The organism is Pseudoalteromonas sp. SD03 (assembly GCF_040937955.1).
GTDB lineage: Bacteria > Pseudomonadota > Gammaproteobacteria > Enterobacterales > Alteromonadaceae > Pseudoalteromonas > Pseudoalteromonas tetraodonis.
This window is the reverse complement of the sequence record NZ_CP162514.1, coordinates 1,433,555-1,458,588: the sequence shown is the minus strand read 5'-3', so window position 1 is coordinate 1,458,588 and position 25,034 is coordinate 1,433,555. Positions and strand designations below refer to the sequence as shown.

Sequence of the window (25,034 nt, the reverse complement as noted above, 5' to 3'; positions counted from 1 at the left end):
TGCTTTTTAACACATTAAAACATTCGTGATGCACATTCTGGGTAACCGATCATACAGATCCGAGTTAAGTTTTCCAAAGCTTTTATACATACCCAGTTAACACGTGCGCACAACTAACGGCAATGCGCGTAATATATTGCTGCTTAAGTTTGAACATGAATTGATTTTTAAAGTGATAGTAAAAGCAATGAACAGATAATTTGTCTGATAGTGGCGGCGTAAAAAAACGCCGTTCAGAATTCGCTCAAATATTGTAGTACCGTACAGCAGCTTATTTAGAACTAAAAAAATCTAATAAATAAGCGTTCATTAACATCGGTAGCGATTTTTGCTCATAAAAACGATAACGGTAGTTTTAAAAACGAAACTATGGTTTGAAGCTAAAGAGCCCTACGCACCTAGTATGAATGCATTTAATAAGATTGTTATGACAGGCCAACTTCTGGATAAAACGAGTATTGAGCTAAAAAGCCGACACGTTTGTATCCCCTTAGAATTTAATAGCGTGATTACACCCTATTGTTTGCCGGCATTTAAAATACTGCTTACTAAATACAGAGCCGTTCCGTTAAAGACCCAGTCGTGAGGCTGCACATTCTAAAAATAGGAACACCTGAACAGGCGAGAAAACATCGTCATGTCAGCGACACAAACTAGTAGAGTAACATTATGAAACGTATGCTAATCAATGCAACGCAGCAAGAAGAAATGCGCGTAGCACTGGTTGACGGCCAGCGCCTATATGATTTAGATATAGAAAGCCCAGGTCACGAACAGAAAAAAGCCAATATTTACAAAGGTAAAATCACACGTATTGAACCATCTTTAGAAGCAGCATTTGTTGATTACGGTGCTGATCGTCATGGTTTCCTTCCTTTAAAAGAAATTGCCCGTACTTACTTCCCGCAAGGTTACACCTTTCATGGTCGTCCGAATATTCGCGACGTGATCAAAGAAGGCCAAGAAGTTATTGTACAAGTTGATAAAGAAGAGCGCGGCCAAAAAGGGGCAGCACTGACTACCTTTATCAGCGTGGCAGGTAGTTATTTAGTGCTTATGCCTAACAACCCTCGCGCTGGCGGTATTTCTCGCCGTATCGAAGGTGATGAGCGAACTGAACTTAAAGAGTCGCTAAGCCGCTTAGAACTACCAAAAGGTATGGGCTTAATTGTACGTACCGCAGGTGTTGGTAAGTCGTTTGAAGAACTAAACTACGATTTAAAAGCATTATTAGTCCACTGGGAAGCCATTCAACAAGCGGCAGACAGTGCAAAAGCACCATTTTTAATTCACCAAGAAAGCAACGTAATTTTCCGTGCAATTCGCGATTATTTACGTCGTGACATTGGCGAAATTTTAATTGATAAGCCTCGTGTTTTTGAAGAAGCTAAAGCGCACATAGAGCGTTTTCGTCCTGATTTCATGAGTCGCGTTAAGCTTTATCAAGGTGATACACCGTTATTTACACATTACCAAATTGAAAGCCAAATTGAGTCTGCGTTCCAACGTGAAGTGCGCTTACCTTCAGGTGGTTCTATTGTAATTGACCCTACTGAAGCACTTACCTCTATCGATATCAACTCGTCTAAAGCAACAAAAGGCGGCGATATTGAAGAAACAGCGCTTAACACCAACCTAGAAGCGGCAGATGAAATTGCACGTCAACTTCGTTTACGTGATTTAGGTGGCTTAATTGTTATCGACTTTATTGATATGACACCTCCACGTCATCAACGTGAAGTAGAAAACCGCTTAAAAGATGCTGCTCGCCCTGATCGTGCGCGCGTACAAATTGGTAAAATTTCTCGCTTTGGCTTACTTGAAATGTCACGCCAACGCCTACGCCCTTCACTAGGCGAAGCAAGCCAAGGTGTTTGTCCACGTTGTAGTGGTCAAGGTACAATTCGTTCTAACGAATCAATCGCATTGTCTATTCTTCGTTTAATTGAAGAAGAAGCGATTAAAGACAACACCGCTCAAGTTAATGCTCAAGTGCCTGTTGCTGTTGCCGCTTATTTATTGAATGAGCAACGTCGTAGCGTTCACCGTATTGAAAAGCATCATAAATGTGATGTAGTGATTATTCCTAATCAACACATGGAAACACCTCACTACGAAGTAATGCGTTTACGTAAAGATGAAACGCTTGAAACTGTAAGTTACGAGCAAGTTGTTGCGCCTGAGCCTGAAGCATTTGAAATGTCTAAATCGCCAGCGGCACCTGTTCGTGAAGAGCCGAAGCTTAAAGGCGTCGTTATGCCTTCAACGCCTGCTCCACAAGCGGCAGCAAAAGCTGCGCCGGTAGTAGAAGCAAAAGCTGAAATTGGTTTATTTGCCGCATTAGGTAAATGGATTAAGTCGTTATTTGGGTCTGATACTGAGCAAAAATCAGAAAAACAGACTGAAAAGCAATCGCAAGATCGCCCTAGTAATAACCGTGGTAATGATAATCGTCGTCGTAATAACAACCAACGTCGTCGTAATAATAACCCTCGTAATAAACCGCGTAACGAACGTACTGCAGACACTGAAGCTAAAAATGAGTCGGCGCCTGTAAATGATACGCAAGAAAAGAATGAGAATCGCAATAAGCGCCGTCGTAATTCAAATACGCGTAAACGTCCTGAGCATAAAACTGAAGATAAAACGCAAGTAAAAGCAGAGGCAACTCAAAATACGGATACTGCAGTTAAATCTGATAAGAATGCTGAGCCAAAAGAGCAAAAGCCTAAGGTACGTCGTCAACGTCGTAATTTACGTAAAAAAGTTCGCGTACAAGACGAAAGCACAGAGCAAGTTCAAACAACTGAGCAAGCTGTTGAGCAACCAGTGGTTAAAGAAGACAAGCCACAAGTGAAAGAGCAAGCTCCTGTTGTTGAAAAGCAAGCGCCGGTATCTGATGAAAAAGCACCTGCACCTGCTAAAAAACAAGCTGAGGCTGTGGTTGATGCAAACGATAACGTGGCAACACAAGATGAAGAGCAAGAGCAAACACGTACCCGCTCACGTCGTTCACCGCGTCATCTTCGTGCATCTGGCCAACGTCGTCGTCGTCCTGAAGGTGAAGGCACGCAAGAGAAGTCTGATGAAGCGCCTGCTTTCATTCCAGTTGCGGATCAAGCCGCTGCTGAATACGAAGCAGAGCTAAAAGCAAAAGCACATAAAACGGCCGTTGATGCCTCTGATGCAGTTGAACAAAACATTGTTGAAGAAGAATTAGCGAAAGTTGAAGAGCCTGTAAAAGCTGAAGAACCAGTAAAAGCTGAAGAACCAGTAAAAGCTGAAGAACCAGTAAAAACTGAAGAACCAGTGAAAGCTGAAGAACCAGTGAAAGCTGAAGAACCAGTAAAAGCTGAAGAACCAGTGCAAACTGAAGAACCAGTGAAAGCTGAAGAACCAGTGAAAGCTGAAGAACCAGTGAAAGCTGAAGAACCAGTGAAAACTGAAGAACCAGTAAAAGCTGAAGAACCAGTAAAAGCTGAAGAACCAGTAAAAGCTGAAGAATCAGTACCAGCTGAAGAAGTTGCTGTTGAAGCTGAAACAGCACCGGTTAGCGCTACTGAAACACCTGTAGAAGCGAAAGAAGCACCTGTGGTTGAAAATAAACCTAAGGCAGTTTCGCAAACGAGTTCAGCTAATGTAAACGCTAAAACAGTGATTACAGCAGGACATGCAAGTGCGCCAATGGCACAGCCTGCGCCTGTAGCCGATAGCGAAACCAAGCATACATCGGTTGCAATGGCACATGACAAACGTGAGTTAATCCCTGACAGCGGCCTTCGCCCTGGCTCGGTAAAACCTGCCGGTCGTGCAAGCTCAGCAATGACTAAAACGCTGAGTGCTGAATAAGCACTGAGTTTAGCTCAAAGCATAAAAAAGCCGCGTTAATTGATTTTAACGCGGTTTTTTAATGCCTGGCATTTATGTATCTGGCAAACGGGATTCGGGCTGCGAGGATCGGGTAAGGAGTAAAGACTTAAGGTTAAAGACTTAAGGTTAAAGGTTAAAGGTTAAAGGTTAAAGGTTAAAGGTTAAAGGTTAAAGGTTAAAGGTTAAAGGTTAAAGGTTAAAGGTTAAAGGTTAAAGGTTAAAGGTTAAAGGTTAAAGGTTAAAGGTTAAAGGTTAAAGGTTAAAACATTGATACGACCCCGATAAAGTAGACACGGGTTTTTAATTCATTAACTCGTATTGCATGGGACTCACATTTCCTAGCGTGCCATGCATTCTTACTGAGTTGTAGTAGTTTTCGATATAAAAGCGACTTTGTACTGTCATTTCACTACGACTCAGTTCATTTAAATTGTTCATCCATTCTTTTTTATACTGGGCAAAAAAGCTTTCTGAGCAGGCATTATCCCAGCAATTCCCTTTTCTCGACATGCTAATTGTTACCTGTCGGTTGTTCAACCACGATATTGTTTCTTTTGCACGATACTGGCTGCCTTGGTCTGAGTGAAATAATAAGCGACTTCCATCAGGTTTACGTGCATCCCATGTTTTTTTTAACGCTCTAATCACCAAGTCTGCGCTGTTAACTCGACTTGTTGCCCAACCAACGACTTTGCGTGAGTATAAATCTAAAATTACACATAAATACTGCCAACCCTCTCTGCAACGAACTTGCGTTATGTCTGACACCCATACCGTATTGGGTTCATCAACACTAAACTCACGACCCAATAAGTTTTCTGCAGTGATATGCCCCTGCTTTTTTCCGCTACCGGTATATCGGCGTTTACCCGCGGCTGAGCGGTAACCCATACTCTGCAGTAATCGCTGCACACGGCCTTTACTACACTCATACCCATTATCTATAGCGGCTTTCCACAACTTTCTGTAGCCCGGAATACAGTGCTCATCACTACTTACTTTTTTCAAAAACTCAAGCAATGAGTCGTTTTCTGACGCACGTTGACTTAATGATTGCTTTAGCCATTTATAATATCCAGCTTTTGATACTGACAACCATGTGCATAATTTTTTTATCGTTTTCTTAGCTGTCGCAGCTTGGTGAATATACTCAAATCTTATTCTTTTCGGCTGTCCAAGTAGGCCTTCGCCTTTTTTAACACATCGTTCTCCAACTGCGCATCTTCCAATTGCTTTTCAAGCTTACGCACTTGGCGCTCCAAATCTTTATATGACTTATCAGGGCCTTGGTTTTTAATTGGGTTAGATGTACTTTTTGACGTCATTTTTCGTCTCCATTTAGATAATAAGACAGGGTTAATGCCCAGCCGATGAGCTATTACATTAACAGTATCTGGAGAGTCTAACGATTGTTCAACTGCTTTTGTTTTAAATTCAATTGAATGACTACGCCTAGTTTTGATTTTCATAACACTTATTCCTTAAATAAGTGTCCACTTTTATAGAGTCGTATCACATTCGAAGCTTCGCTTCACACGAGATCAAGCTCTATGTCTACCAGTTATCTGCTAATACCTGTTTTATCTTCTCATTTACTCCTCATTCTCTTCTCTCAGTGCAATTAGATCTTTAAGAAAATTATTCACAAAGAGGGCTAAGAGACGCTGCGCTTTTAGAGGGTAAAGTTACAATCGAAAGTTAACGGGTTGCGGGGATCGGGCTTCGAACCTGATCCCGAAACCCGTAGCTCGCAAATTGCCGTAAGCATGACAATAAGATTTTAGTAATTTATTTACCACAGAGGATAGAAGAAAACAGAGGAAATAATTAAATACAAATGTTATGAAATTAAAAAGTACAGGGTATTGGTTTTGTTTTGTATTCTCGGTGCAGCGCGTAGCGCCTCGGTGTACTCCGTGGTTCAAAAATGAAGATAGAGGTAAAGTTAACGGGCTGCGGGGTTAGGGTTACGAGCCTGATCCCGAAACCCGTAGCTCGCAGCCCGCTGTGAGTTTAATCTTGCTGTTGCTCCATAAAGCGCTGTAGTTGATCTTTTAGGTTTGGTGGAATGCCCTTGATCACTAACGTATCAGTGGCTTCATTATAAGTTACACGCTCGCCTAAATGCTTACGCTCAAAACTGATACTGACTCCACCGCCTAAGCCTGAAAATTTAACCATGCTGGTTACCGTTTTTTTATCAACCGGGAATGACTCTTCTAAGTCATAGCTTTGCTCTTTACAAAAACTTTCAAACGGGTTGTCGTCGCCTTTGGTAAGCGTTGCTGAAAGTTCACTCACATTAGCTTCTTCACCCGTGGTAACACAGTCGTTACAGTAATCAAATACTTGCTTACGTAACTCGTCTTTTTCAGATTTATCAAACTCTTGCTCCGATAAGTAGTCTTCTACCGCGCTTAGCATCACTTGGCTTTGCTGCTTAGGATCAATGCCCTCTTCACAACCTAAAAAGTCTAAGAAAAAGTCAGCGACTTTACGCCCTGCACGACCTTTAATAAATGAAATATAACGATTGTCGTCTGCCTGGGTATCCCATGCGGTTAAGTCAATACGAGCAGCCAATTGCATACGCGAAATATCTAAATGACGCGATGCGGCTAAATCAAGCTCAGAGGTCATTGAGTAATGCTCTTTAATATTGATCATGGCAATCAACATATAATCAGTCGCCACGTACTGATAATGACAAAATACTAAATAGCCGGTTTCATTAAAGGCGTATTTATCTAACTCTTCTTTTAATACCGTTGATGCTTGCTCGGTCATATGCCAAAAGCCAAGCTCATTATTGCGATAGCTTTGCATGGTAGAGGCTACAATACTGTTTTTTTCGCCACTAAAAGCACAAAACCCTTTGCCTGGCTTGCCATTGTAGGCATGGTGTAATTGCTCAATGAATACAGCCACTTTATCGTTGATAGTCATTTCGTCGTTACGAAGGTGAATTTGAGTGTCGTCGTCTTTTTTGTCTACATAGTGAACGACTAATTTTTTAACATCTATTGCCATCTTTGTTTTTCACGCCTCTGGTGTTAAAATACGGGAATATAACTCTTTTTATTGAACCAACTGATGCCAATCTTATCAAAATACTCTAATGAAGAAGTAGAACAAATCGTCGATCAGCTTATTGATGTTTTATCAAAACATAATGCGCCGGTTGATTTAAGTCTTATGTGTTTAGGAAATTCTATCACGCATATCTTAAAAGAGCATGTACCAACAGGGAAAAGACAAGCCGTTACCGAGAACTTTGCAAAAGCACTCGCGCAGTCGGTTAAGTAAACTCTATGAATTTATCGCAGCACAACCAGTTTTCATCGAAAGCGAGTCAATTATTAAGTTGGGGTCATTGGTTTACATTTGCCAATATTGGCTTAGCGCTTTTAATTAGCTTAAGCTATTTATTTGCCGATTCGCCACCGACCACTTATATGGGTATAACCTATATGATGGTTACTTGGCTAAGCCACACTAGCTTTATTGCATTTTTAGCGTTTGTGCTGACGGTTTTCCCTTTGAGTTTAGTATTCCCCTACCCACGGCATATACGTGGTATGGCAGCAGTGATTGCAACTGTCGGGGCCTCAATACTGACTTTAGACGCTTACGTCTACTTTAACTTAGGTTATCACTTAAATGCCTCTGCACTGCCTGAAATTATTTCACTGTTGTGGCATCGTGTAACAAACTCACCCGCACTTACTACCTTGCTAGCAGGCAGCATAGTGTTAGCAATATTAGCGTTTCAATTGACTGTTAGTAATTTTACTTGGCATCATTTAGGGCGTTTAAAACAGTTTAAATTTGCCCGTTATGCTGGTTCATTTTTAGTGATTTGTTTTGCGCTCAGCCACAGCATTCATATTTGGGCTGATGCCAATTTAAAATTTGATATCACTAAACAAGATAATGTACTACCGCTTTCGTACCCGACTACGGCAAAAAGCTTACTCGCTAAAAACGATTTGCTGGATGTTGAAAGCTACGAGCAAGCGCACAACGTTAAAATTAATAACCAAGGTATTAATTATCAAGCACCTGCTCCATTAGAAAAATGTGAAGATTACAGCGCAGCAAAAGTTGATATCTTGGTGTTTGATAATGACGAGCAGCTAGCAAAATTTGTTGCCAGCCAACAAAGTATTTATAAAAACACGCAATTTTTACAACCCACCGATCATAGTGATATGTTATTTGGGCTTGTGTACGGCTTGCCAGCATTTTACAAAACGAACATTATTGAGCAGCAAACTTTACCCGTTTGGCAAAGCCAACGTCGTAGTGTGGAAGTGGCCGGTATTGATGAGCTGAGCTTTATTAACGAGCAAGCACACAAAGACAGTGCAATAAGAATTGTCAAAGGGGCTGAAAACGCCACTGTACGTGATGACGCTACTGAATTTTTTGCTTTTAGTATCTCGCAAAATAGCAATGAAATTGTAACCACGTCAACATTGTACAGTTCCGATAAATTTATTTCTAAGGTGAACGGTTTAATTCAGCCTAGCGATATTATCGCTACGAGCCTTGGCCAATACTTAAACTGTAATGCGCTTGCGCAACAAACTATGCTGGGTGAAAATTTGTACAGTAAAAGTAATAATATTGGGGTTAATTACTCGCAAGGCGTGGTGATTGCTTACAAAAAAGATAGAATCACGCTTATTGATCGTGATGGAAATTTTAGAAATATCTCTGCCGCTGAAGGGTTTTCAATTGAACAAGGGCTTGATATTCCATTTTTAGTGCATGGTATTAAAAAGCTTAAAACATTTTCTCAATAGCACCTCATAATACGAGCGAGTCATTAAAACTGACTCGCTTAGTTTCTGTTATTACTCCTTTGCACTTGCTATCCCCCCAAGCTAGGTTATAGTTTTTATCATTAAAAATTATTAACTCGATCAGAATATACAAAGGATAATCATTATGTTCAGCGTTATTAATCTGATCATTACTGTCTGTATTTTATGTTTTAGCTCTCTTGCATTAGCTCAAACCACCTATTTCAAGTGCGTCACTCCCAAAGGCACCACTTTCTCTCAGTTTCCCTGTAGTGATAATGCTACCTCACACACAATAACCGCCACTGAGCCTAAGCAAACCGGTAAAGAAATAAACTATACCAAACAGTTAAACGAGCTGGAACGAGATACGATTATTTCCAACCTAGAAGCAGAGCTGCGCAGTAATCAGCATAAGTTAGCAATACTTTTACGAGAAAAAGACAGGGCTGATTTTAAACAACAGCAGCGTTTAAATCATATATTGAGCGCAGATGATAAAAAGCGTATTAGCAAAGATATTAGAAACACACAGAAAAAATTAGATAAGCAATATAAAAAAGATAAAGCATTGATTGAAAAGCGTATTAAAAAGTTACAAAAAAAGATTGATGCCTATCAACCTTAATCAGACTAACTTCAATAAATATCATCTTAATTAGCTTGGTTTTAAATATAAAATAACATACCCTTAACATCTATAGAGCATAAACTCTATTGTGTGTTTAGTGGTGTAATTTCCTTTGACCACCTTTTTCGGATTTAATACTAATACCAATTGCATTAAATTAGTGATCTATTATAGCGACAAAGAAATAAGTCGATAACAAGGCGAAAATTATGATACATAGTTGTTCTATATAAATAATTTTTAACGCAGCTAGCGGATTATTTAAAACGCTAGAATGATCATGTTTTTAATAAAATTGGTATAACCACCGGCATTATCCTAAACACCTAAAGGCGTCTATTAAGGAGTACTGATGCAACCACGCCAAATTGCTGAATTAATTTTAACCGGTTTTAAAAAGCATTATTTGCTGTTTCAAAGAACAACAGCCAAGGCTCCCTACGCTTTTGCTAAAAGAGACTGGCAAGCTATTAATGATATAAGTCGCCTGCGTATAAGCTATTACGATGATCGGGTAAACGAAACAACAAAAACACTAAGGGAACGCCAGCAAACAGACGCGCTAAACGAGAGCTTATGGCTTGAAGTGAAAAAGCTTTACCAACACTTTTTATGTTTTCATCCGCAAGCAGAACTTGCTGAAACATTTTATAATTCAGTATTCTGCCGCCTGTACCACCGCCGCTATTTTCACAATGACTTTATTTTTGTAGAAGCCACGCTCAAAGATGCGCCTTCTGTGCCCGTTGAAGCTGAATACCGTAGTTATTTTCCTGTTGTAGATGGTTTAAAGCCCACCATTAAGCGTATTATTAATCACTTTGATTTTAAGGCCGACTTTGTCAACCTAGAACGCGATATTCGTTTATTAGTTAAAGCCTTTTATAAACAAGCACCCGATACACACCACCAGCATTGGCAAATGCGTTTTGATATATTACATACCCCATTTTATCGTAATAAAGCCGCTTACATTGTGGGGCGCGTTGTATCACAAAGTGGCGTTCAGCCTTTTATTATTGCCGTGTTACACCATGAAGATAAAGGCCTCTATTTAGATGCCTTACTTACAAAGTCGTCGCAAATGCGCGTTATTTTTGGCTTTGCGCGTGCCTATTTTATGGTAGAAACTCATGCTCCTTCAGCGTTAGTGCGGTTTTTAAATCAACTTATGCCTAATAAAACCCTCGCCGAGCTTTACAACGCCATAGGCTTTCATAAACAAGGTAAAACCGAGTTTTATCGCGAGTTTTTGAATCATTTAACCCATTCTAATGATGAATTTACCATTGCTCCCGGTACACCGGGTATGGTGATGATGGTATTTACCCTACCCTCGTTTGGTTATGTATTTAAAGTTATTAAAGATAAATTTGGTGAAAGTAAGCCGTTTGGTCGCGATACGGTATTAAAACGCTATCAACTGGTTAAAAGTCATGACCGTGTTGGCCGAATGGCTGACACCATAGAGTATTCAAACGTCGTATTTCCTTTGGCACGATTTGATAGTAACTTGTTAGCACAGTTGCACAAAACCATTGGCTCATCGATGGTGATTGAGGGTGACTGGTTAATCATAAAACATTTATACATTGAACGGCGAATGACACCGCTTAATTTGTTTTTAGAAAATGCAGACGAAAAAAGTGCCGCCGATGCCATTGAAGAGTATGGCCAGGCGCTTAAAGAAATGATTGCCGTGAATATTTTCCCTGGCGATATGCTGTTAAAGAACTTTGGTGTAAGTAAGCACAAACGTGTTATTTTTTATGATTACGATGAAGTGCAATATTTAACAGACATGAACTTTAGAGCGCTACCCAAAGCAAAAAGTTATGATGATTATTTGATGGATGAACAAAGTTACTCGGTTGCTCCGCAAGATGTATTTCCAGAGCAATTATGTACCTTTGTAATGCCTAACCCAACATATAAACAATTTTTAACCAGTACGCACCCAGAACTACTTGATGTGAGCTTTTGGAAACAAGCACAACAAAATATAAAAAATGGAAAGGTGAGTCATATTTATCCCTATCCTACAGCACAGCGTTTTATCCATTACTGGTAAACGTTAAGGACACACAATGAATATAAGTAAAATAGATTTAAATTTACTGGTTTATCTCGATACGTTACTGCGCGAATGTAACGTTACTCGTGCCGCTAACCAGCTTAGTATTACTCAACCGGCAATGAGTAATGGACTTAAACGCCTACGTAACCTTTTTAACGATCCTATTTTAGTGCGTACCAGTGATGGTATGGTGCCGACCGAGCGCGCTATTGAGTTACAGCCTGTTATTCGCGGTATTTTGATGACGCTTGAAGAAACGCTAGCACCTAATCGCGAATTTGAAGCTAAACAAAGTAAACGCGTGTTTAGAATTATGGCCAGTGACTATGCAGCCAGTACCATGGCACCGCGTTTGTTAGGGAAATTACATGAAGAAGCCCCAGACACCACATTAGATATTTTAACGCCCAGCGATGTAACTTTTCATGATGTAGAAAACGGTAAAGTAGACATGGCAATTAACCGCTTCGAGAACTTACCGCAATCGTTTCATCATAAGCGAATTTGGAAAGATAGCTTTTGCTGTTTAGTAAGATCCGACAACCCTATTATTGAAAACTTTAGCCTAGATAGCTATTTAAAAGCCCGTCATATTTGGGTAAGTAAAACAGGCTTTGGTGTTGGGGTTGGCATGGATCCAAAAGATGTGCAAAAGCTGGGTTGGGTTGACGAAGCGCTCGCACATTTTGGGAAGCATCGAAATATTGCCACGTTTACTCGTAACTACCATGTTGCGATTCATTTAGCGAAAGAAAAAAACCTCGTGGCGACTTTACCTTCAAAAGCGGCCAATATTTATGTAGACGATCCGGGGCTTAAAATACTTGAACCACCCTTTCCAATTCCACCATTTGAACTTGATATGATATGGAGCCCTTTGTTACACAGAGATGCTAGCCATATTTGGTTACGTCAAAAAGTAGCCGAAGTAGCTGAAGAGCTTAAATAACCTTCTTACATGCTTTTATGTAAATTTTGCTTGCTAGCAGCATGTTAGCAAGCTTGCCTAGACCTCCCCATAATAATAAAACCATGAAAAACAATTAGTTAAAAAATAAAACCGCGTTGGAATGCCGCTTGCTTAGTTATCTATGTATTTTAAATTAACAGAGGTCATTATTATGAGCACCCATCAAGGACAAGAGATAAATCATATCACCGACATTATCCAAGTAATGAATAGCGGTATCGACTTTTACGAAAAAGCACAAGATAAAGTACAAGATCCTAGCGTAAGTGCATTATTTCAGCGCATGATCGACGCCCGCAAAGTAAGTGTTGAAAGCTTACAACCCTATGCAATTAATCAACAAGGTGCACGTGAAGATGGCTCTTCGTTCGCGGTAGAAGCACGCAGAGCATTTACCGCTTTGCTCAGTACATTCACTAGCGATAACGACCAAACCTACATTAAAGAGCTTGAAGAAGTAGAAGATAAAACCTTAGAAGAAATTAAAACAGCGTTAAAAAAGCCTCAATCACATGATTGTGAAGCGGCGCTGTCAAAGGTATTGCTTACCATGCAAAGCTGTCATGCTGAAATGAGTAAAATGCAAAAACATTAAGTTTAAAAACTATAAAAGGGCCTTGCGGCCCTTTGGTTGTTAAATAACAATAGGAGAGTTATTAATTAAAAGCGGTATTCTGCACCTACGTAGTAGTAAGCACCGTTAAAACCAAATGGCGCTGAACGACGAGAGTACTTAAATACCCCATCACTGCTGACAATGGTATTACCTTGAGCATCTACAATAGTGCCTGAACGTGAATTACCTATGGTGTTTTCATCTGGATAAACATCAAATAAGTTATTTGCGCCAATATTTACCGATAAATTATCAGTTACAAAGTAATTAACTTTAATGTCAGTTAAAATTTCAGCACCGTAAGTCTGGCGGCCGCCATCTTCAACTGTATACTCACCAAAACGATTAAGTGATAAATTAACAGTCCAATCGTCACGGCGATAAAGCGCACTTAAGTTAATGCGATCTTCTGGTTGCCATTCTTCAATGATAGAAATTTCTTGATCAGAAAACACATCATCGACTGGCACGGTTTCAAGACCAGAACCTGCAGGTGTAAATAACGACACAACATCGGTTTCGGTAAAGTTGGCCGCTAATGTAAAATCAAGTGTGCCGCCTAGGCCTTCTGTATTCCATGTAGCCACAAAGTCGATACCTTGCGTTTCTGTGTCAGCCCCATTTAAGAAAAACTGTCCTGCACCAGCACCCGAGCTCAATAACGCGGCATCAAGACTGTTTGATAAACCTTTGCCTAAGCGATTACTAATTACAATACGGTCGTCAATATCGATTGAGTAGTAATCAAGCGTTACATTAATATTATCGCTTACATTATAAACAATACCTAAACTGCGGTTTTGAGATTTCTCTTCTGTTAACTTAGGAATACCTAAACTTTGCGCCAAGGTTGAATCGTTTCTAAACGTGCCCACTTCTTCAGCCACTAAATTGCCATTAGGACCAACAACAAACTGCGTGCTGATATTGTTAAAGTACAACTGCTGCATTGAAGGCGCTCTAAAGCCTGAGCTTAATGCACCACGAAGTGAAATATCTTCGGTTAGTGACCAGTTACCCGCGAGTTTAAAGTTAACTGTATCGCCAAATCCTTTGTAATTATCGTAACGTAACGCCCCTGAGATAATCACATCTTCAATAACGTAAGCTTCAGCGTCTAAATAAAACGAGATCACATCGCGCGACTCATCAACCGACGATGCTGGCGATGAACCACCAAAGCCTTGTGTGCCACCTGATGCATTTTCGCTACCAATACCACCGCTCAGTCCATCGTAAATATTAACACCATTGTTGGTATCGTAATCGCGGTATGCGTATTCGCTGCCCTCTAAAATACGGTACTCATCGGTGCGTATTTCTGCGCCCATTGCTAATGAGTAATCATCAAAATTTTGAGTAAAATCAAGATTAATCGTTTGCAGTGATAACTCCATACCATAGGCGTAGCCTTCACGTGGAATAGTGGTGCGAATATCTGCAGCGCTTAAGCCTTGGTCGTAACGTAAGAAGTTGGCATAAGAGGCATTAATCGTATCGCTAGTGGTGTAATCAATGCTGTTTTCACCATAGGTGTACGATAAGTCTAAGCTTGAGTCGTTATCAAACTGCGTTTTATAACCAAAGTTATATGAAATATCGTCAATCGTAGTGTTTATTTTTGGTAAAAAGCCAGCCGGAACTGTCGCATCACCATCTTGTAATACTGGGTTACCACCGGCATTGGCATTATGACGGAAAAATGCTGCTGATTCGTTATCACGCGTTGAATAGGTAATAAAACCGTATAGTTCACCCGCTCCTAATTCGTAGCCGGTGTTAACCGTTAAACCAAATTGTTGAGAGTCGGCATCGCCAATTCTAAATGTATCGCGTGGCGCGGTTAGTTCACGCGGGTCGCCTGCCAGTAACGTGCCGTCACTGAGCTCAGTACAACCATAAAATTGACATGAACCATGAAGCCCTGCACGGTTAGTTGGTGCGCGGTCACGATAGTTTATAGTCGTATTTAAATAACCATTGTCACCTAAAGCAAAGCCTTTATTAAAGTCGATGTTAACAGTTTCGCCATCACCTTCTGAGTACTCACCGTAGTTAATAGCGGCTTTACCACCTTCGCTGCCATCTTTGAGCACAATATTTATAACACCGGCAATTGCATCAGAACCATATTGAGCCGCAGCGCCATCACGCAGTACTTCAATACGTTTAATTGCTGAGGCTGGAATAGCGTTCATATCGGTACCCGCCGTACCACGCCCCACCGAAGTATTAATATGAATAATACTGGCTTGGTGACGACGCTTACCATTGATCAATACCAACGTTTGATCTGGCCCTAGGCCACGTAGCGTTGCTGGTCTTAATGCGTCAGTACCATCACTGATAGATGAACTTGAAAAGTTAAAAGAAGGTGCGATAGCTTGAAGCATGCGGCCAACTTCTGTTTGGCCGGTATTTTCGAGTGCTTCTGCACTTAAAATATCAACGGGGACAGGTAAGTCTTCAACTGAGCGCCCTGCCACACGACTACCTACAATAGCAATTTTTTCGATGTTTTGTTCTGCGCTTTGTTCAGCGGCATTTATTCCTTGTGAATTAACTGCAAGTAAAGCAGGTAATACAGCTGCACTAACTCCTGAAAGCTTCATCATGTTGTTATCTTTCCTATTGATTTGTTTGAGTTTAATACTCAGTAAACCATTTTGATCAACAACCGCATCGAGCTGTGTCTCAGCCAGTAATGCTTTTAGTGCATCAAGTTGAGAATAAAATCCATACAACGAATTTGCTTCGTATTGCTTGGCAAGTTCATACGAAAAAACCACAGTTTGTTCTGTTTGCTTAGCAAATTCTATTAAGGCTTTGTCTGCTCGTTGCGCTTTTATATCAAATTGCATCATTTGTCCCTCGGTTTGACTTGCATACACACTGATACTTAAAAACAGCGGTGCAACAAGGCCAAACTGAGCTAAATGACACGTATGGTTACTGCGCAACTTATATAAACAGTTAGCAAACAAAAATCCTCTATAGTTTTTTATCATTTTTTTAATCTTTAAATTACTTTTTACACCCTTATGGGCAACATTGATTAACAATGGTGTGATTTTCATTACGATTACCTATGATTTTTTTTGATATTTTAGGCTAACAACATGCTCGCCTAAACGTTCATGTTCAATCGAAAAATTATTTTGCAAGCTCTCTAACAGCCCTGCCACATCACCCGCTTTAAAAACACCGGCCACTTTTATACGGGCTAACTCATCAGATGATAGTTCAAACCGCGTGGCGGTATAACGGCTAACTTCGTTTAAGGCATCAACCAGTTGCTCACCATTAAATATCAACATGCCATTTTGCCAAGCTAAGTCACGCTGTACATCATCAACCGATAACTGTGTGATTGGTTTGGTAACGCTTTGTTCAATAATGGCTTTTTCACCGGAAATCACAATATTGGCATTAATTTGACGAATTTCATGATTGTTATTATCAGCTTGTTGATACGCTTTAAAATCATCAGCATTAACAGCAACGCTAGGATCGGTGATCATCACTTTACCCTCAGTAACAACCAGCTCGAGATCTGACGAAGTATTGCGCTGCACATTAAATACAGTACCGAGAGCGGTAAAGCTTTTATCACCGGCCATCACGCTGAATGGGCGTGATGCATCTTTAGCAACATTAAAACGCCCCTCGCCACGACTTAGTAACAATTGCCTACGGCCTTGGCTATAAGCGACTTCCAATGAGCTATTGGTATTAAGTTGTACAATTGTGCCATCTGGTAAAACATAGGTTGCTTGCTCGCCAACTTTTGTTTTATAAATTTTTGTATAATTTACCTTGGCTAAATTTTTGTTGAAATTGCTATCTATATTTAGCAATAAATAGCTGCACATCATTAATGCAGCAACAATACTTGCTGCCATGCCAAATAAATACGCAGGCTTTGTTTTGCTATTAGCCGATTGTTTATTTGGAAATAATACGCTGAGTTCGTTAAGTACACTCAGGTCATCCCAAAGCTGAGCTAATTCATACACCGCATTTTGATGAGCAGTACTTTGTAGCATCCACAGTTTAAATTGTTCTTGCTCTTCTTTTGTAAGGCCACGGTCAATAGCACTGATCCATTGCGATGCTTTTTCTAATATTAATTCTTTTGAGGTAAATTGATGGATGTTATTCATTTTGCTGCCCTCATTATGTCCGCACTTTGTTGGCAATGGTCGCTCTCATCGTGTGACTGTTCGCGCATATATAGCATGGTATTTAATAACCCTTTGGCAATGTGTTTTTCTACCGTACTTTGACTTAGCTGCATTTGCTGTGCGATCTCTTTTTGGCTCATTCCATAGACTTTTTTTAAAATAAAGCACTTTCTTACAACAGGACTTAATTGCTCAGTCGCCCGACAAAATAATAAAAAACGCTCTTTAGAGGTGTATTCGTCTTCTAATTGCATTGATTTAAGCAATTTGGGGAGTTCAGTTTCGTGATTTAAAGGGGTACTAAATTTATTATCCCATTTAGCTATATGATTAAGTGCTAGGTGTTTAGCTGTTTTTAACATGTAGCTACGGGTGTATTGAATATCTTGCTTTAATTCAGCTTCATAACTTTTAACAAAGGTTTCTTGAACAATATCATCAACATCGTCAGGCAACACAATTTTAGACACGAAGCGCCGCAGTTGCGTGGATATGTCTGAGAATGTACTGGCTAATTTAAGTCCTCGAGCCACGTGGGTAGTCCCTTGTTATTATTATTACCGTAAGATTACGAGTTTTAGGGCTAATTACAAGGAGTTTTGTTAATTATTGGTTATTTATTAGTTGCTAACATACATAGTGCAATGTAAACGTATTACCTTTTAAAGCTTTTTTAATCATTATGCCTGTTTGGTAAATATTGAAAGTTAGCGCAATTTTAGTTGATTTGGCTTTTTATAATGAGGGCAAACAGATATTTAGCTTAATTTTATTGGCGTGTTGTGTAGTAATTTAGTAGTCGCAACGCTACTATTAACGGATAGGAGTTCCATATGAATAATCAAAAATTATCAGATTTTGAGCTTTATTTTCAAATTGATGAAAGTAATCGCGTCAATCTGTTTGCCGTAGATGATTCGGCTGTGCCAAAAAGCTTAGCTGAACTTGAGGCTGATATTCCGCCTTTATTTAAACTTGCTAACGAAGTAAGCAGTTTAGAGCAAAGCGCCTTAGGCCCTTTGCGTAATTTAGGTGATATTGCCCAAGAACTAACTACTTTTTTACAAGCTCAGTCGCGCAAAATAGATTTGATCATGAGTCATATTTTAGCCTCTGAACAACCAGAAGATAACTCTATCTATTGCGACAGTTACGGCGGTGGCGGCATTAAGTTTACCAGTGAACATTTGTATACATTAGGGCAAAAGTTTCGTACTAAACTTTTTTTACAACACGAGGCCTCTGCGGTGTATTGTTATAGCGAAGTGGTTGCCATTGAAAAACAAGATAATGAGCACTACCAATATACTCTGTTATTTGTATCAATAAGAGACAGCGACCAAGAGCTGGTTGTAAGAGCCAGCTTACATGCGCAAACTCGCCAGCTTAAAAAGCGCCAACAACTTGAAAAAGCCAAAGAGAGTACAAACGATAAAAGCTAGCGTTTATTTACTTCTCAAATCGCTTTAAAATTGTGAGCCAAACGCTCATTTAGAAGTGACTTAGCAGTAATTGAACTGCTAAACTAGCCCCATCTTTATTTGTATTAAAAATCCATGAACTTTAGACTTTTACCTGAATGGGCCGAGCAAGACGCTGTTATGCTTACATGGCCGCATAAAGACACAGATTGGGCTGATAATTTAGCCCGTGTAGAACCTGTATATATTGAGCTTGCTAAGCATATAACAACGCAGCAAAAGCTTGTTATTGTGGCGCATAATAGCGCCTTAAAAATGCATATTACAGCATTGCTAAATAGCGCTAACATCTCTTTGAATCGTGTTCATTTTGTAGTAACCCCTACCAACGATACGTGGGCTCGCGATCATGGCCCGCTTACTTGTAGCGCTATTGACTCACCCGAGCAACTAAAAGTATATGATTTTACTTTCAATGGTTGGGGCAATAAATTTGAAAGCGCATTAGATAATCAAATTAATCGTACTTTGGTAAAAGAGTTAAGTAGCAAAAAAAACCACTATCAAGCGCTCGATATGGTACTTGAAGGTGGCGGTATTGAAATAAACGAGCATGGTGTGTTGCTAACAACCAGCGAATGTTTGCTTAATAAAAACCGTAACCCAAATTTAAACCCAAGTGACATAGAAGCGCTTTTAAAAGCGCACTTGGGCGCAACAGACTTTTTATGGGTTGATCATGGCTATCTAGCTGGTGACGACACGGACAGCCACATTGATACCTTAGTGCGTTTTGCACCAAATAATACCCTTGTGTATGTGCAATGTGACGATAAAAGCGATGAGCACTTCAGCGCGCTTAATGCCATGCAAAAGCAACTACAAAGCTTTAAAACTGCCGATCGCACCCCATATAAGCTAATTGAGTTGCCATGGCCAAAAGCCGTGTACGATGATGAAAACACGCGCTTACCCGCCACCTATGCAAATTACTTAATTATTAACAATGCGGTATTAGTGCCTACTTATAACGATGTAAACGACCAACGCGCGTTAGCACAGGTTCAAAAAGCATACCCAGATCACACAATTATTGGGGTAAATTGTTTACCTATTATTGAGCAATTTGGCAGTCTTCACTGCATTACAATGCAATTACCTCGTGGATTTTTAGCTGGAGCAGCACAATGACAAGCCCTGCAAATTTATCAGTTGCCTTAGTGCAACAAAGCAACAGTGACAACGCTGAACACAATATTGAAAAATCAATTGCTGGCATTCGCGATGCAGCCAGTCAAGGTGCACAACTTGTTGTGCTACAAGAGTTACACCGTAGTTTATACTTTTGCCAAACCGAAGATGTCGACGTCTTTGATTTAGCCGAAACAATACCTGGGCCGAGTAGTAATACGTTAGGTGAACTTGCTAAAGAGCTTGGTATTGTGATTGTTGCGTCTTTATTTGAAAAGCGCGCTACAGGCCTTTACCACAATACCGCAGTGGTGCTCGAAAAAGACGGCAGTATTGCCGGTAAATATCGTAAAATGCATATACCGGATGACCCTGGCTTTTATGAAAAGTTTTACTTTACTCCTGGCGACTTAGGCTTTGAGCCTATTCAAACCTCAGTGGGCAAACTTGGCGTACTGGTGTGTTGGGATCAGTGGTTTCCTGAAGCGGCGCGTTTAATGGCGATGGCAGGTGCCGAGCTTTTAATTTATCCAACAGCAATTGGCTGGGATCCACGCGATGATAAAGATGAGCAAACCCGTCAAAAAGATGCTTGGGTTATTTCACAGCGAGCGCATGCGGTAGCCAATGGCGTTCCGGTGATTAGTTGTAATCGTGTTGGTCTTGAGCGCGACCCGAGTGGACAAAGTGACGGCATTCAATTTTGGGGCAACTCGTTTATTGCAGGTCCCCAAGGCGAAATGTTGGCACAAGCCGATAATCAAAGTGAACAAATATTAATGGTTGAACTTGATCAAAAACGCAGCGAGAACGTAAGACGTATCTGGCCGTATTTACGCGACCGCAGAATTGATCATTATCAAGATTTAACAAAAATCTATCGCGACTAAATAATAGTATGGCTCTTAGCAGCTAAGAGCCTAATTTAATGGAGTAATTAATGGCGTTTGAGCAATGGGCAGCCTTGCCTTGGGTAAAATCTCAAAAAGATAAAATTCAATGGGGCGAGCTTTTAGGCAGTGGCTTGAGCATTGCCATTGCACAAGGTGTAAAACAACAAGATAACTTAGTGTTAATAGTTACGCCAGATACACCAAGTGCTTTGCGCCTTGAAACCGAATTAGAGTATTTGCTTCCGGATAACCCGGTAATGATATTTCCGGATTGGGAGACATTGCCTTATGATCATTTCTCTCCCCATCAAGATATTATTTCAGCGCGCTTAGCAACGCTTAATACCCTGAAAAACGAGCAACAAAGCGTGCTCATTATGCCTGTATCAACGCTGATGCTGCGCACGGCCCCAGCTTCGTTTATATACGGTTCAACGCTTAATTTTAAAGTGGGCGATAGATTAGACACCCACGCTTTGCGTGAAAACTTAGAGCAAGCGGGTTACATGCACGTGCAACAAGTTATGGAGCATGGCGAATATGCAATACGTGGCTCTATTGTTGATTTATACCCGATGGGCAGTAAACACCCATTTAGGCTCGATTTTTTTGATGACGAGCTTGATACCATTCGCTTATTTGATGTGGAAACACAACGCTCAGATGAAAAAGTAGAAAAAATTGAGTTACTTCCTGCCCATGAATTCCCCACTAACGACACGGATATTGAACGCTTTAGAATAAACTATCGTGAAAAGTTTGGCGCAAGCGCAGAGCAAGACTCTGTCTATATGCAAGTTAGTAAAGGTAATTGGCCTGGAGGTATTGAATACTACATGCCATTATTTTTTGATGGCTTGGCGACTATTTTTGACTATTTGCCTGAATCAACGACCGTGATGCAATTAGGCGATTTAGAACATGCGGCGGATAACTTTTGGCACGATGTTAATGTACGCTATGAAAACCACCGTGTGGACCCCTTGCGCCCACTTTTACCACCGGATGAATTGTACCAGCCAATCAATGAGCTATTTTCAAACTTAGGTAATTATGGCCGCATTCGTTTATCGCAAGCAAAATTGGGCACTAAAGCGGGCAATAAAAACCTTGCCGTTAATGAATTACCCAATGTCCGCATTGATCATAAACAACATGAACCTTACAACGCATTCATTAGCTATGTGGCAGAGCAAAAAAAGAAAAAAGGCCGAGTTGTCATTAGTGTTGAGTCGGATGGTCGACGTGAATCATTACTGAGTATATTAAAACCCAGCGGCTTAAAATTTAAAGAGTTTGATACTTTTGAGCAATTTACCAACAGCAGTAGTGACGTTGGTTTAATTGTAAGCCCACTTGAACAAAGTGTCGTGCTTAGCACAAAACCTAGCCTGAGCATTATTACTGAGCAAGAATTGCTTGGAATTAAAGTATCACAACGCAGACGCCGTAAGCACAAGTATGAAGCAAGCCAAGATGCGCTAATTCGTAACTTAGCAGAGTTAAAAGAAGGCCAACCGGTTGTGCACCTTGACCATGGTGTTGGCCGTTATCAAGGACTGCAAACAATTGATGCTGCCGGTGTGGTTACTGAATTTGTAACCATTATTTATGCCGGTGAAGCAAAGCTCTATGTGCCGGTATCAGCGCTTCATATGCTTAGCCGTTACTCTGGCGGTGAAGAAGCCAGTGCCCCACTGCATAAGCTCGGCTCTGATGCGTGGGATAAGGCAAAAAAACGCGCCGCTGAAAAAGTACGCGATGTCGCTGCTGAATTGCTCGATATCTACGCTCAGCGCCAAGCAAAGCCGGGTAATAAATTTACGCTGGATGGCCAAGCTTATCGTCAATTTAGTGATAGCTTCCCGTTTGAAGAAACGGATGATCAACGTAACGCTATTGAAGCTGTACTGGGTGATATGCAATCAAAACAAGCCATGGATCGCTTAGTCTGTGGTGATGTAGGCTTTGGTAAAACCGAAGTAGCCATGCGTGCAGCGTTTGTTGCGGTTAACGATAATAAGCAGGTGGCTATTTTAGTCCCTACCACCCTACTTGCTCAACAACACTACGATAACTTTAAAGACCGCTTTGCTGATTTTCCAATTGAAGTGGGTGTATTGTCTCGGTTTAACTCGACCAAAGAGCAAAAAGAAACCCTTGAAAAGATGAGTAATGGCAAGCTTGATGTTGTCATTGGCACGCATAAACTAATTCAACAAGACATCAATTTTAAAGACTTAGGCCTGTTAATTGTTGATGAAGAACACCGATTTGGGGTGCGCCAAAAAGAAAAAATTAAAGCCCTGAGAGCTGATGTTGACATACTCACCCTGACCGCAACCCCTATCCCCCGTACTTTAAATATGGCCATGAGTGGTATGCGCGATTTATCTATTATTGCTACCCCACCGGCTAAACGCTTAGCTGTTAAAACTTTTGTGCGCCAACGCGACGAAGAGCTTATTCGCGAAGCGGTACTGCGTGAGATTAAACGCGGCGGCCAGGTGTACTTTTTACACAACAATGTAGAAACCATTGAGCGTGTTGCTCAAGAAATTAGCGAATGGGTGCCTGAGGCAACAGTTACCTCAGCCCACGGGCAAATGCGAGAGCAAGAGCTTGAGCAGATCATGACCGATTTTTATCACCAAAAATACAATGTACTAGTATGTACTACGATTATTGAAACCGGCATTGATGTACCCACAGCAAATACCATTATTATGGACAGAGCCGATAAACTAGGTCTTGCTCAGCTGCATCAATTACGCGGACGTGTTGGTAGAAGTCATCACCAAGCCTATGCTTATTTACTCACAGGTAACCCTAAAGCGCTCTCTAAAGATGCGAAAAAGCGTTTAGATGCCATTGCCTCATTAGAAGATTTAGGCGCAGGCTTTGCCTTAGCAACCCACGATTTAGAAATTCGTGGTGCCGGTGAGCTATTAGGAGACGATCAATCTGGACAAATGCAAACCATTGGCTTTAATTTATACATGGAAATGCTTGAACAGGCTGTTAACGCGCTTAAAAATGGTCAAGAGCCAACCCTTGAAAATTTATTACAAAAACAAACCGAAGTTGATTTAAAGCTACCTGCCTTGTTACCTGATGATTATATTCATGATGTTAACGCGCGTTTAGGTATGTACAAGCGTGTAGCAAGTTGTGCTAACCTTGCTGATATTGATGAACTGCAAGTAGAATTGATAGATCGATTTGGTTTATTACCTGATGCAGCTAAAAACCTATTTAGTTTACAACAACTAAAAATGCAGGCGAGCAATTTGGGCATAACCAAAATAGAAGCTAACCCGAAAGGAGGCTACTTTGAGTTTAGTCAAAATACCAAGGTTAATCCTAGCTTCATTATTGGTTTGATACAAAGTGCGCCACACATTTATAAAATGGATGGCGCAAATAAATTACGCTTTGCCATTAGCGAGGCGAATGCCCGTGAACGCTTAAAAATGATCACTGCTATGATTGCAGATTTCGAAAAAAAGGTTAGCCATTAATGTTGCTGAAAAAATCGCTGGTTATTTTATGCTGCTTATTTAGCAGTACTGCATTTGCAGAGCGCTGGTTTGAAGTAGAAGTGTTAATATTTAAACAGCGCCCTGCTCCTTACTTACAAGAAGACTTTAGCTTAAAGCATGACGCCATTGAAGATAAAAACACCTTAGATTTATTGGCCTCTGCTTATAAAAACCAAGCAATGGACGCGTGTATAAACGGTGACCCACGCTTTCAAACACGTACATTTGCTGACACTTTGGTTAATTCAAACCCACAGTCTGCAGCGTGTAACGACAGCATTGATTATGTAAAAAGTTACGATGTGCTGCCAGTAACCCCTCAAGCACCAGTACAAGATACGATGGAGCAAACTTACCTGCTCGCTCCTGAACAACTGCAGTTTGAACAACAACGCCAAGCTTTAGACCGCAAAGGACTCACCCCTATATTACATACCGGCTGGCGGTTTGAAGGCGCAAGTAAATCACGCTCCCCTAGTATGCACTTATTTGCAGGCAACCAATTAAAAAACAATATGAACACCGGTTTTAGTTACGCCAATTCCGACTTTATTAGCTTACTTGATACTCCTGAGCCATTGTTTAATAAAGCACAGTCTCCGACCATGAAATGGGAGTTAGATGGCTTATTGAAAATACATTTACGCCATTATTTATACATTAATGCGGATTTCGACATTAGTGAAAAGCAAGATAATGGTGAGCTAGAATCAGCCCGTTTTTCACAATTTAGACGCGTTTTCAGCGAAGATATTCATTACTTTGATCATCCTCGTATGGGTATGATTGTACAAATTCGAAAATTTAACCATTAACAGTAGGAAAATAATA

The 25,034-nt window shown here is 40.5% G+C and carries 17 protein-coding genes; 12 read left to right on the top strand and 5 right to left on the bottom strand.

Translation table 11 applies throughout. The features are described 5' to 3' along the window. Positions 1 to 669: 669 nt before the first annotated feature. On the top strand, positions 670 to 3,849 hold the full coding sequence (rne, locus tag ABZP26_RS06800; protein WP_368485523.1) for a ribonuclease E: 3,180 nt from the start codon (positions 670 to 672) through the stop codon (positions 3,847 to 3,849). A 321-nt stretch (positions 3,850 to 4,170) separates the two neighbouring features. On the opposite strand, the gene ABZP26_RS06795 is transcribed toward rne, so the two are convergent. Together ABZP26_RS06795 and yejK are read right to left on the bottom strand one after the other, a co-directional pair. Further along, positions 4,171 to 5,339 (bottom strand): IS3 family transposase gene (locus tag ABZP26_RS06795; RefSeq protein WP_128860809.1). Its coding sequence is split into 2 segments (ribosomal slippage): positions 4,171 to 5,069 and positions 5,069 to 5,339, totalling 1,170 coding nucleotides; the frame shifts between segments, so codons are not numbered across the junction. A gap of 544 nt (positions 5,340 to 5,883) precedes the next feature. Further along, positions 5,884 to 6,900, bottom strand: a complete 1,017-nt coding sequence (gene yejK, locus ABZP26_RS06790; protein ID WP_368485522.1) for a nucleoid-associated protein YejK — start codon at positions 6,898 to 6,900, stop codon at positions 5,884 to 5,886. Positions 6,901 to 6,963: 63 nt separating this feature from the next. Here yejK and ABZP26_RS06785 point away from each other — a divergent pair, with 63 nt between their 5' ends. From ABZP26_RS06785 to ABZP26_RS06760, 6 genes are all read left to right on the top strand, one after another. Continuing rightward, positions 6,964 to 7,176: a DUF1414 domain-containing protein gene (locus tag ABZP26_RS06785; protein ID WP_008109847.1), complete on the top strand. Its 213-nt coding sequence runs from the start codon at positions 6,964 to 6,966 to the stop codon at positions 7,174 to 7,176. Between the two features lie 5 nt (positions 7,177 to 7,181). Further along, positions 7,182 to 8,678: a DUF3413 domain-containing protein gene (locus ABZP26_RS06780; protein WP_013464687.1), complete on the top strand. Its 1,497-nt coding sequence runs from the start codon at positions 7,182 to 7,184 to the stop codon at positions 8,676 to 8,678. 145 nt (positions 8,679 to 8,823) lie between these two features. Then, entirely contained in the window at positions 8,824 to 9,306 is a 483-nt protein-coding gene (locus ABZP26_RS06775) for a DUF4124 domain-containing protein (protein ID WP_013464686.1), read from the top strand. A gap of 355 nt (positions 9,307 to 9,661) precedes the next feature. Continuing rightward, positions 9,662 to 11,380 carry a bifunctional isocitrate dehydrogenase kinase/phosphatase gene (gene aceK, locus ABZP26_RS06770; RefSeq protein WP_368485521.1) on the top strand — a complete coding sequence of 573 codons (1,719 nt, stop codon included), beginning with the start codon at positions 9,662 to 9,664 and terminating at the stop codon, positions 11,378 to 11,380. Between the two features lie 16 nt (positions 11,381 to 11,396). Beyond that, entirely contained in the window at positions 11,397 to 12,335 is a 939-nt protein-coding gene (locus ABZP26_RS06765; protein WP_028835763.1) for a LysR family transcriptional regulator, read from the top strand. 172 nt (positions 12,336 to 12,507) lie between these two features. Further along, on the top strand, positions 12,508 to 12,951 hold the full coding sequence (locus ABZP26_RS06760; RefSeq protein WP_024601388.1) for a PA2169 family four-helix-bundle protein: 444 nt from the start codon (positions 12,508 to 12,510) through the stop codon (positions 12,949 to 12,951). Positions 12,952 to 13,016: 65 nt separating this feature from the next. On the opposite strand, the gene ABZP26_RS06755 is transcribed toward ABZP26_RS06760, so the two are convergent. Genes ABZP26_RS06755 through ABZP26_RS06745 form a run of 3 tightly spaced genes read right to left on the bottom strand, consistent with a single transcriptional unit; the run spans position 13,017 to position 17,689 of the window. Beyond that, a complete protein-coding gene (locus ABZP26_RS06755) occupies positions 13,017 to 16,049 on the bottom strand; it encodes a TonB-dependent receptor plug domain-containing protein (protein ID WP_368485520.1) in 3,033 nt (1,010 codons plus the stop codon). A gap of 9 nt (positions 16,050 to 16,058) precedes the next feature. Then, complete coding sequence (locus ABZP26_RS06750; RefSeq protein WP_138765170.1) at positions 16,059 to 17,135, bottom strand: FecR family protein; 1,077 nt, start codon at positions 17,133 to 17,135, stop codon at positions 16,059 to 16,061. Then, complete coding sequence (locus tag ABZP26_RS06745) at positions 17,132 to 17,689, bottom strand: RNA polymerase sigma factor (protein WP_013464680.1); 558 nt, start codon at positions 17,687 to 17,689, stop codon at positions 17,132 to 17,134. Before ABZP26_RS06745 ends, ABZP26_RS06750 begins: the two co-directional genes overlap by 4 nt. A 300-nt stretch (positions 17,690 to 17,989) precedes the next feature. Between ABZP26_RS06745 and ABZP26_RS06740 the strand changes: the two genes are divergently transcribed. The 5 genes from ABZP26_RS06740 to ABZP26_RS06720 all read left to right on the top strand — a co-directional run bounded on the left by ABZP26_RS06740 (position 17,990) and on the right by ABZP26_RS06720 (position 25,018). Beyond that, positions 17,990 to 18,598 carry a PilZ domain-containing protein gene (locus tag ABZP26_RS06740; RefSeq protein WP_024601385.1) on the top strand — a complete coding sequence of 203 codons (609 nt, stop codon included), beginning with the start codon at positions 17,990 to 17,992 and terminating at the stop codon, positions 18,596 to 18,598. A 114-nt stretch (positions 18,599 to 18,712) separates the two neighbouring features. Further along, a complete protein-coding gene (locus ABZP26_RS06735; protein ID WP_028835765.1) occupies positions 18,713 to 19,768 on the top strand; it encodes an agmatine/peptidylarginine deiminase in 1,056 nt (351 codons plus the stop codon). Further along, entirely contained in the window at positions 19,765 to 20,658 is an 894-nt protein-coding gene (locus ABZP26_RS06730; RefSeq protein ID WP_368485519.1) for a carbon-nitrogen hydrolase, read from the top strand. Before ABZP26_RS06735 ends, ABZP26_RS06730 begins: the two co-directional genes overlap by 4 nt. 50 nt (positions 20,659 to 20,708) lie before the next feature. Continuing rightward, positions 20,709 to 24,182 (top strand): transcription-repair coupling factor, encoded by a 3,474-nt coding sequence (gene mfd / locus ABZP26_RS06725; RefSeq protein ID WP_368485518.1) that lies wholly within the window; start codon positions 20,709 to 20,711, stop codon positions 24,180 to 24,182. Then, entirely contained in the window at positions 24,182 to 25,018 is an 837-nt protein-coding gene (locus tag ABZP26_RS06720; protein ID WP_036956216.1) for a peptidoglycan binding protein CsiV, read from the top strand. The genes mfd and ABZP26_RS06720 overlap by 1 nt, the downstream gene beginning before the upstream one ends. The last annotated feature ends 16 nt before the right edge of the window (positions 25,019 to 25,034 follow it).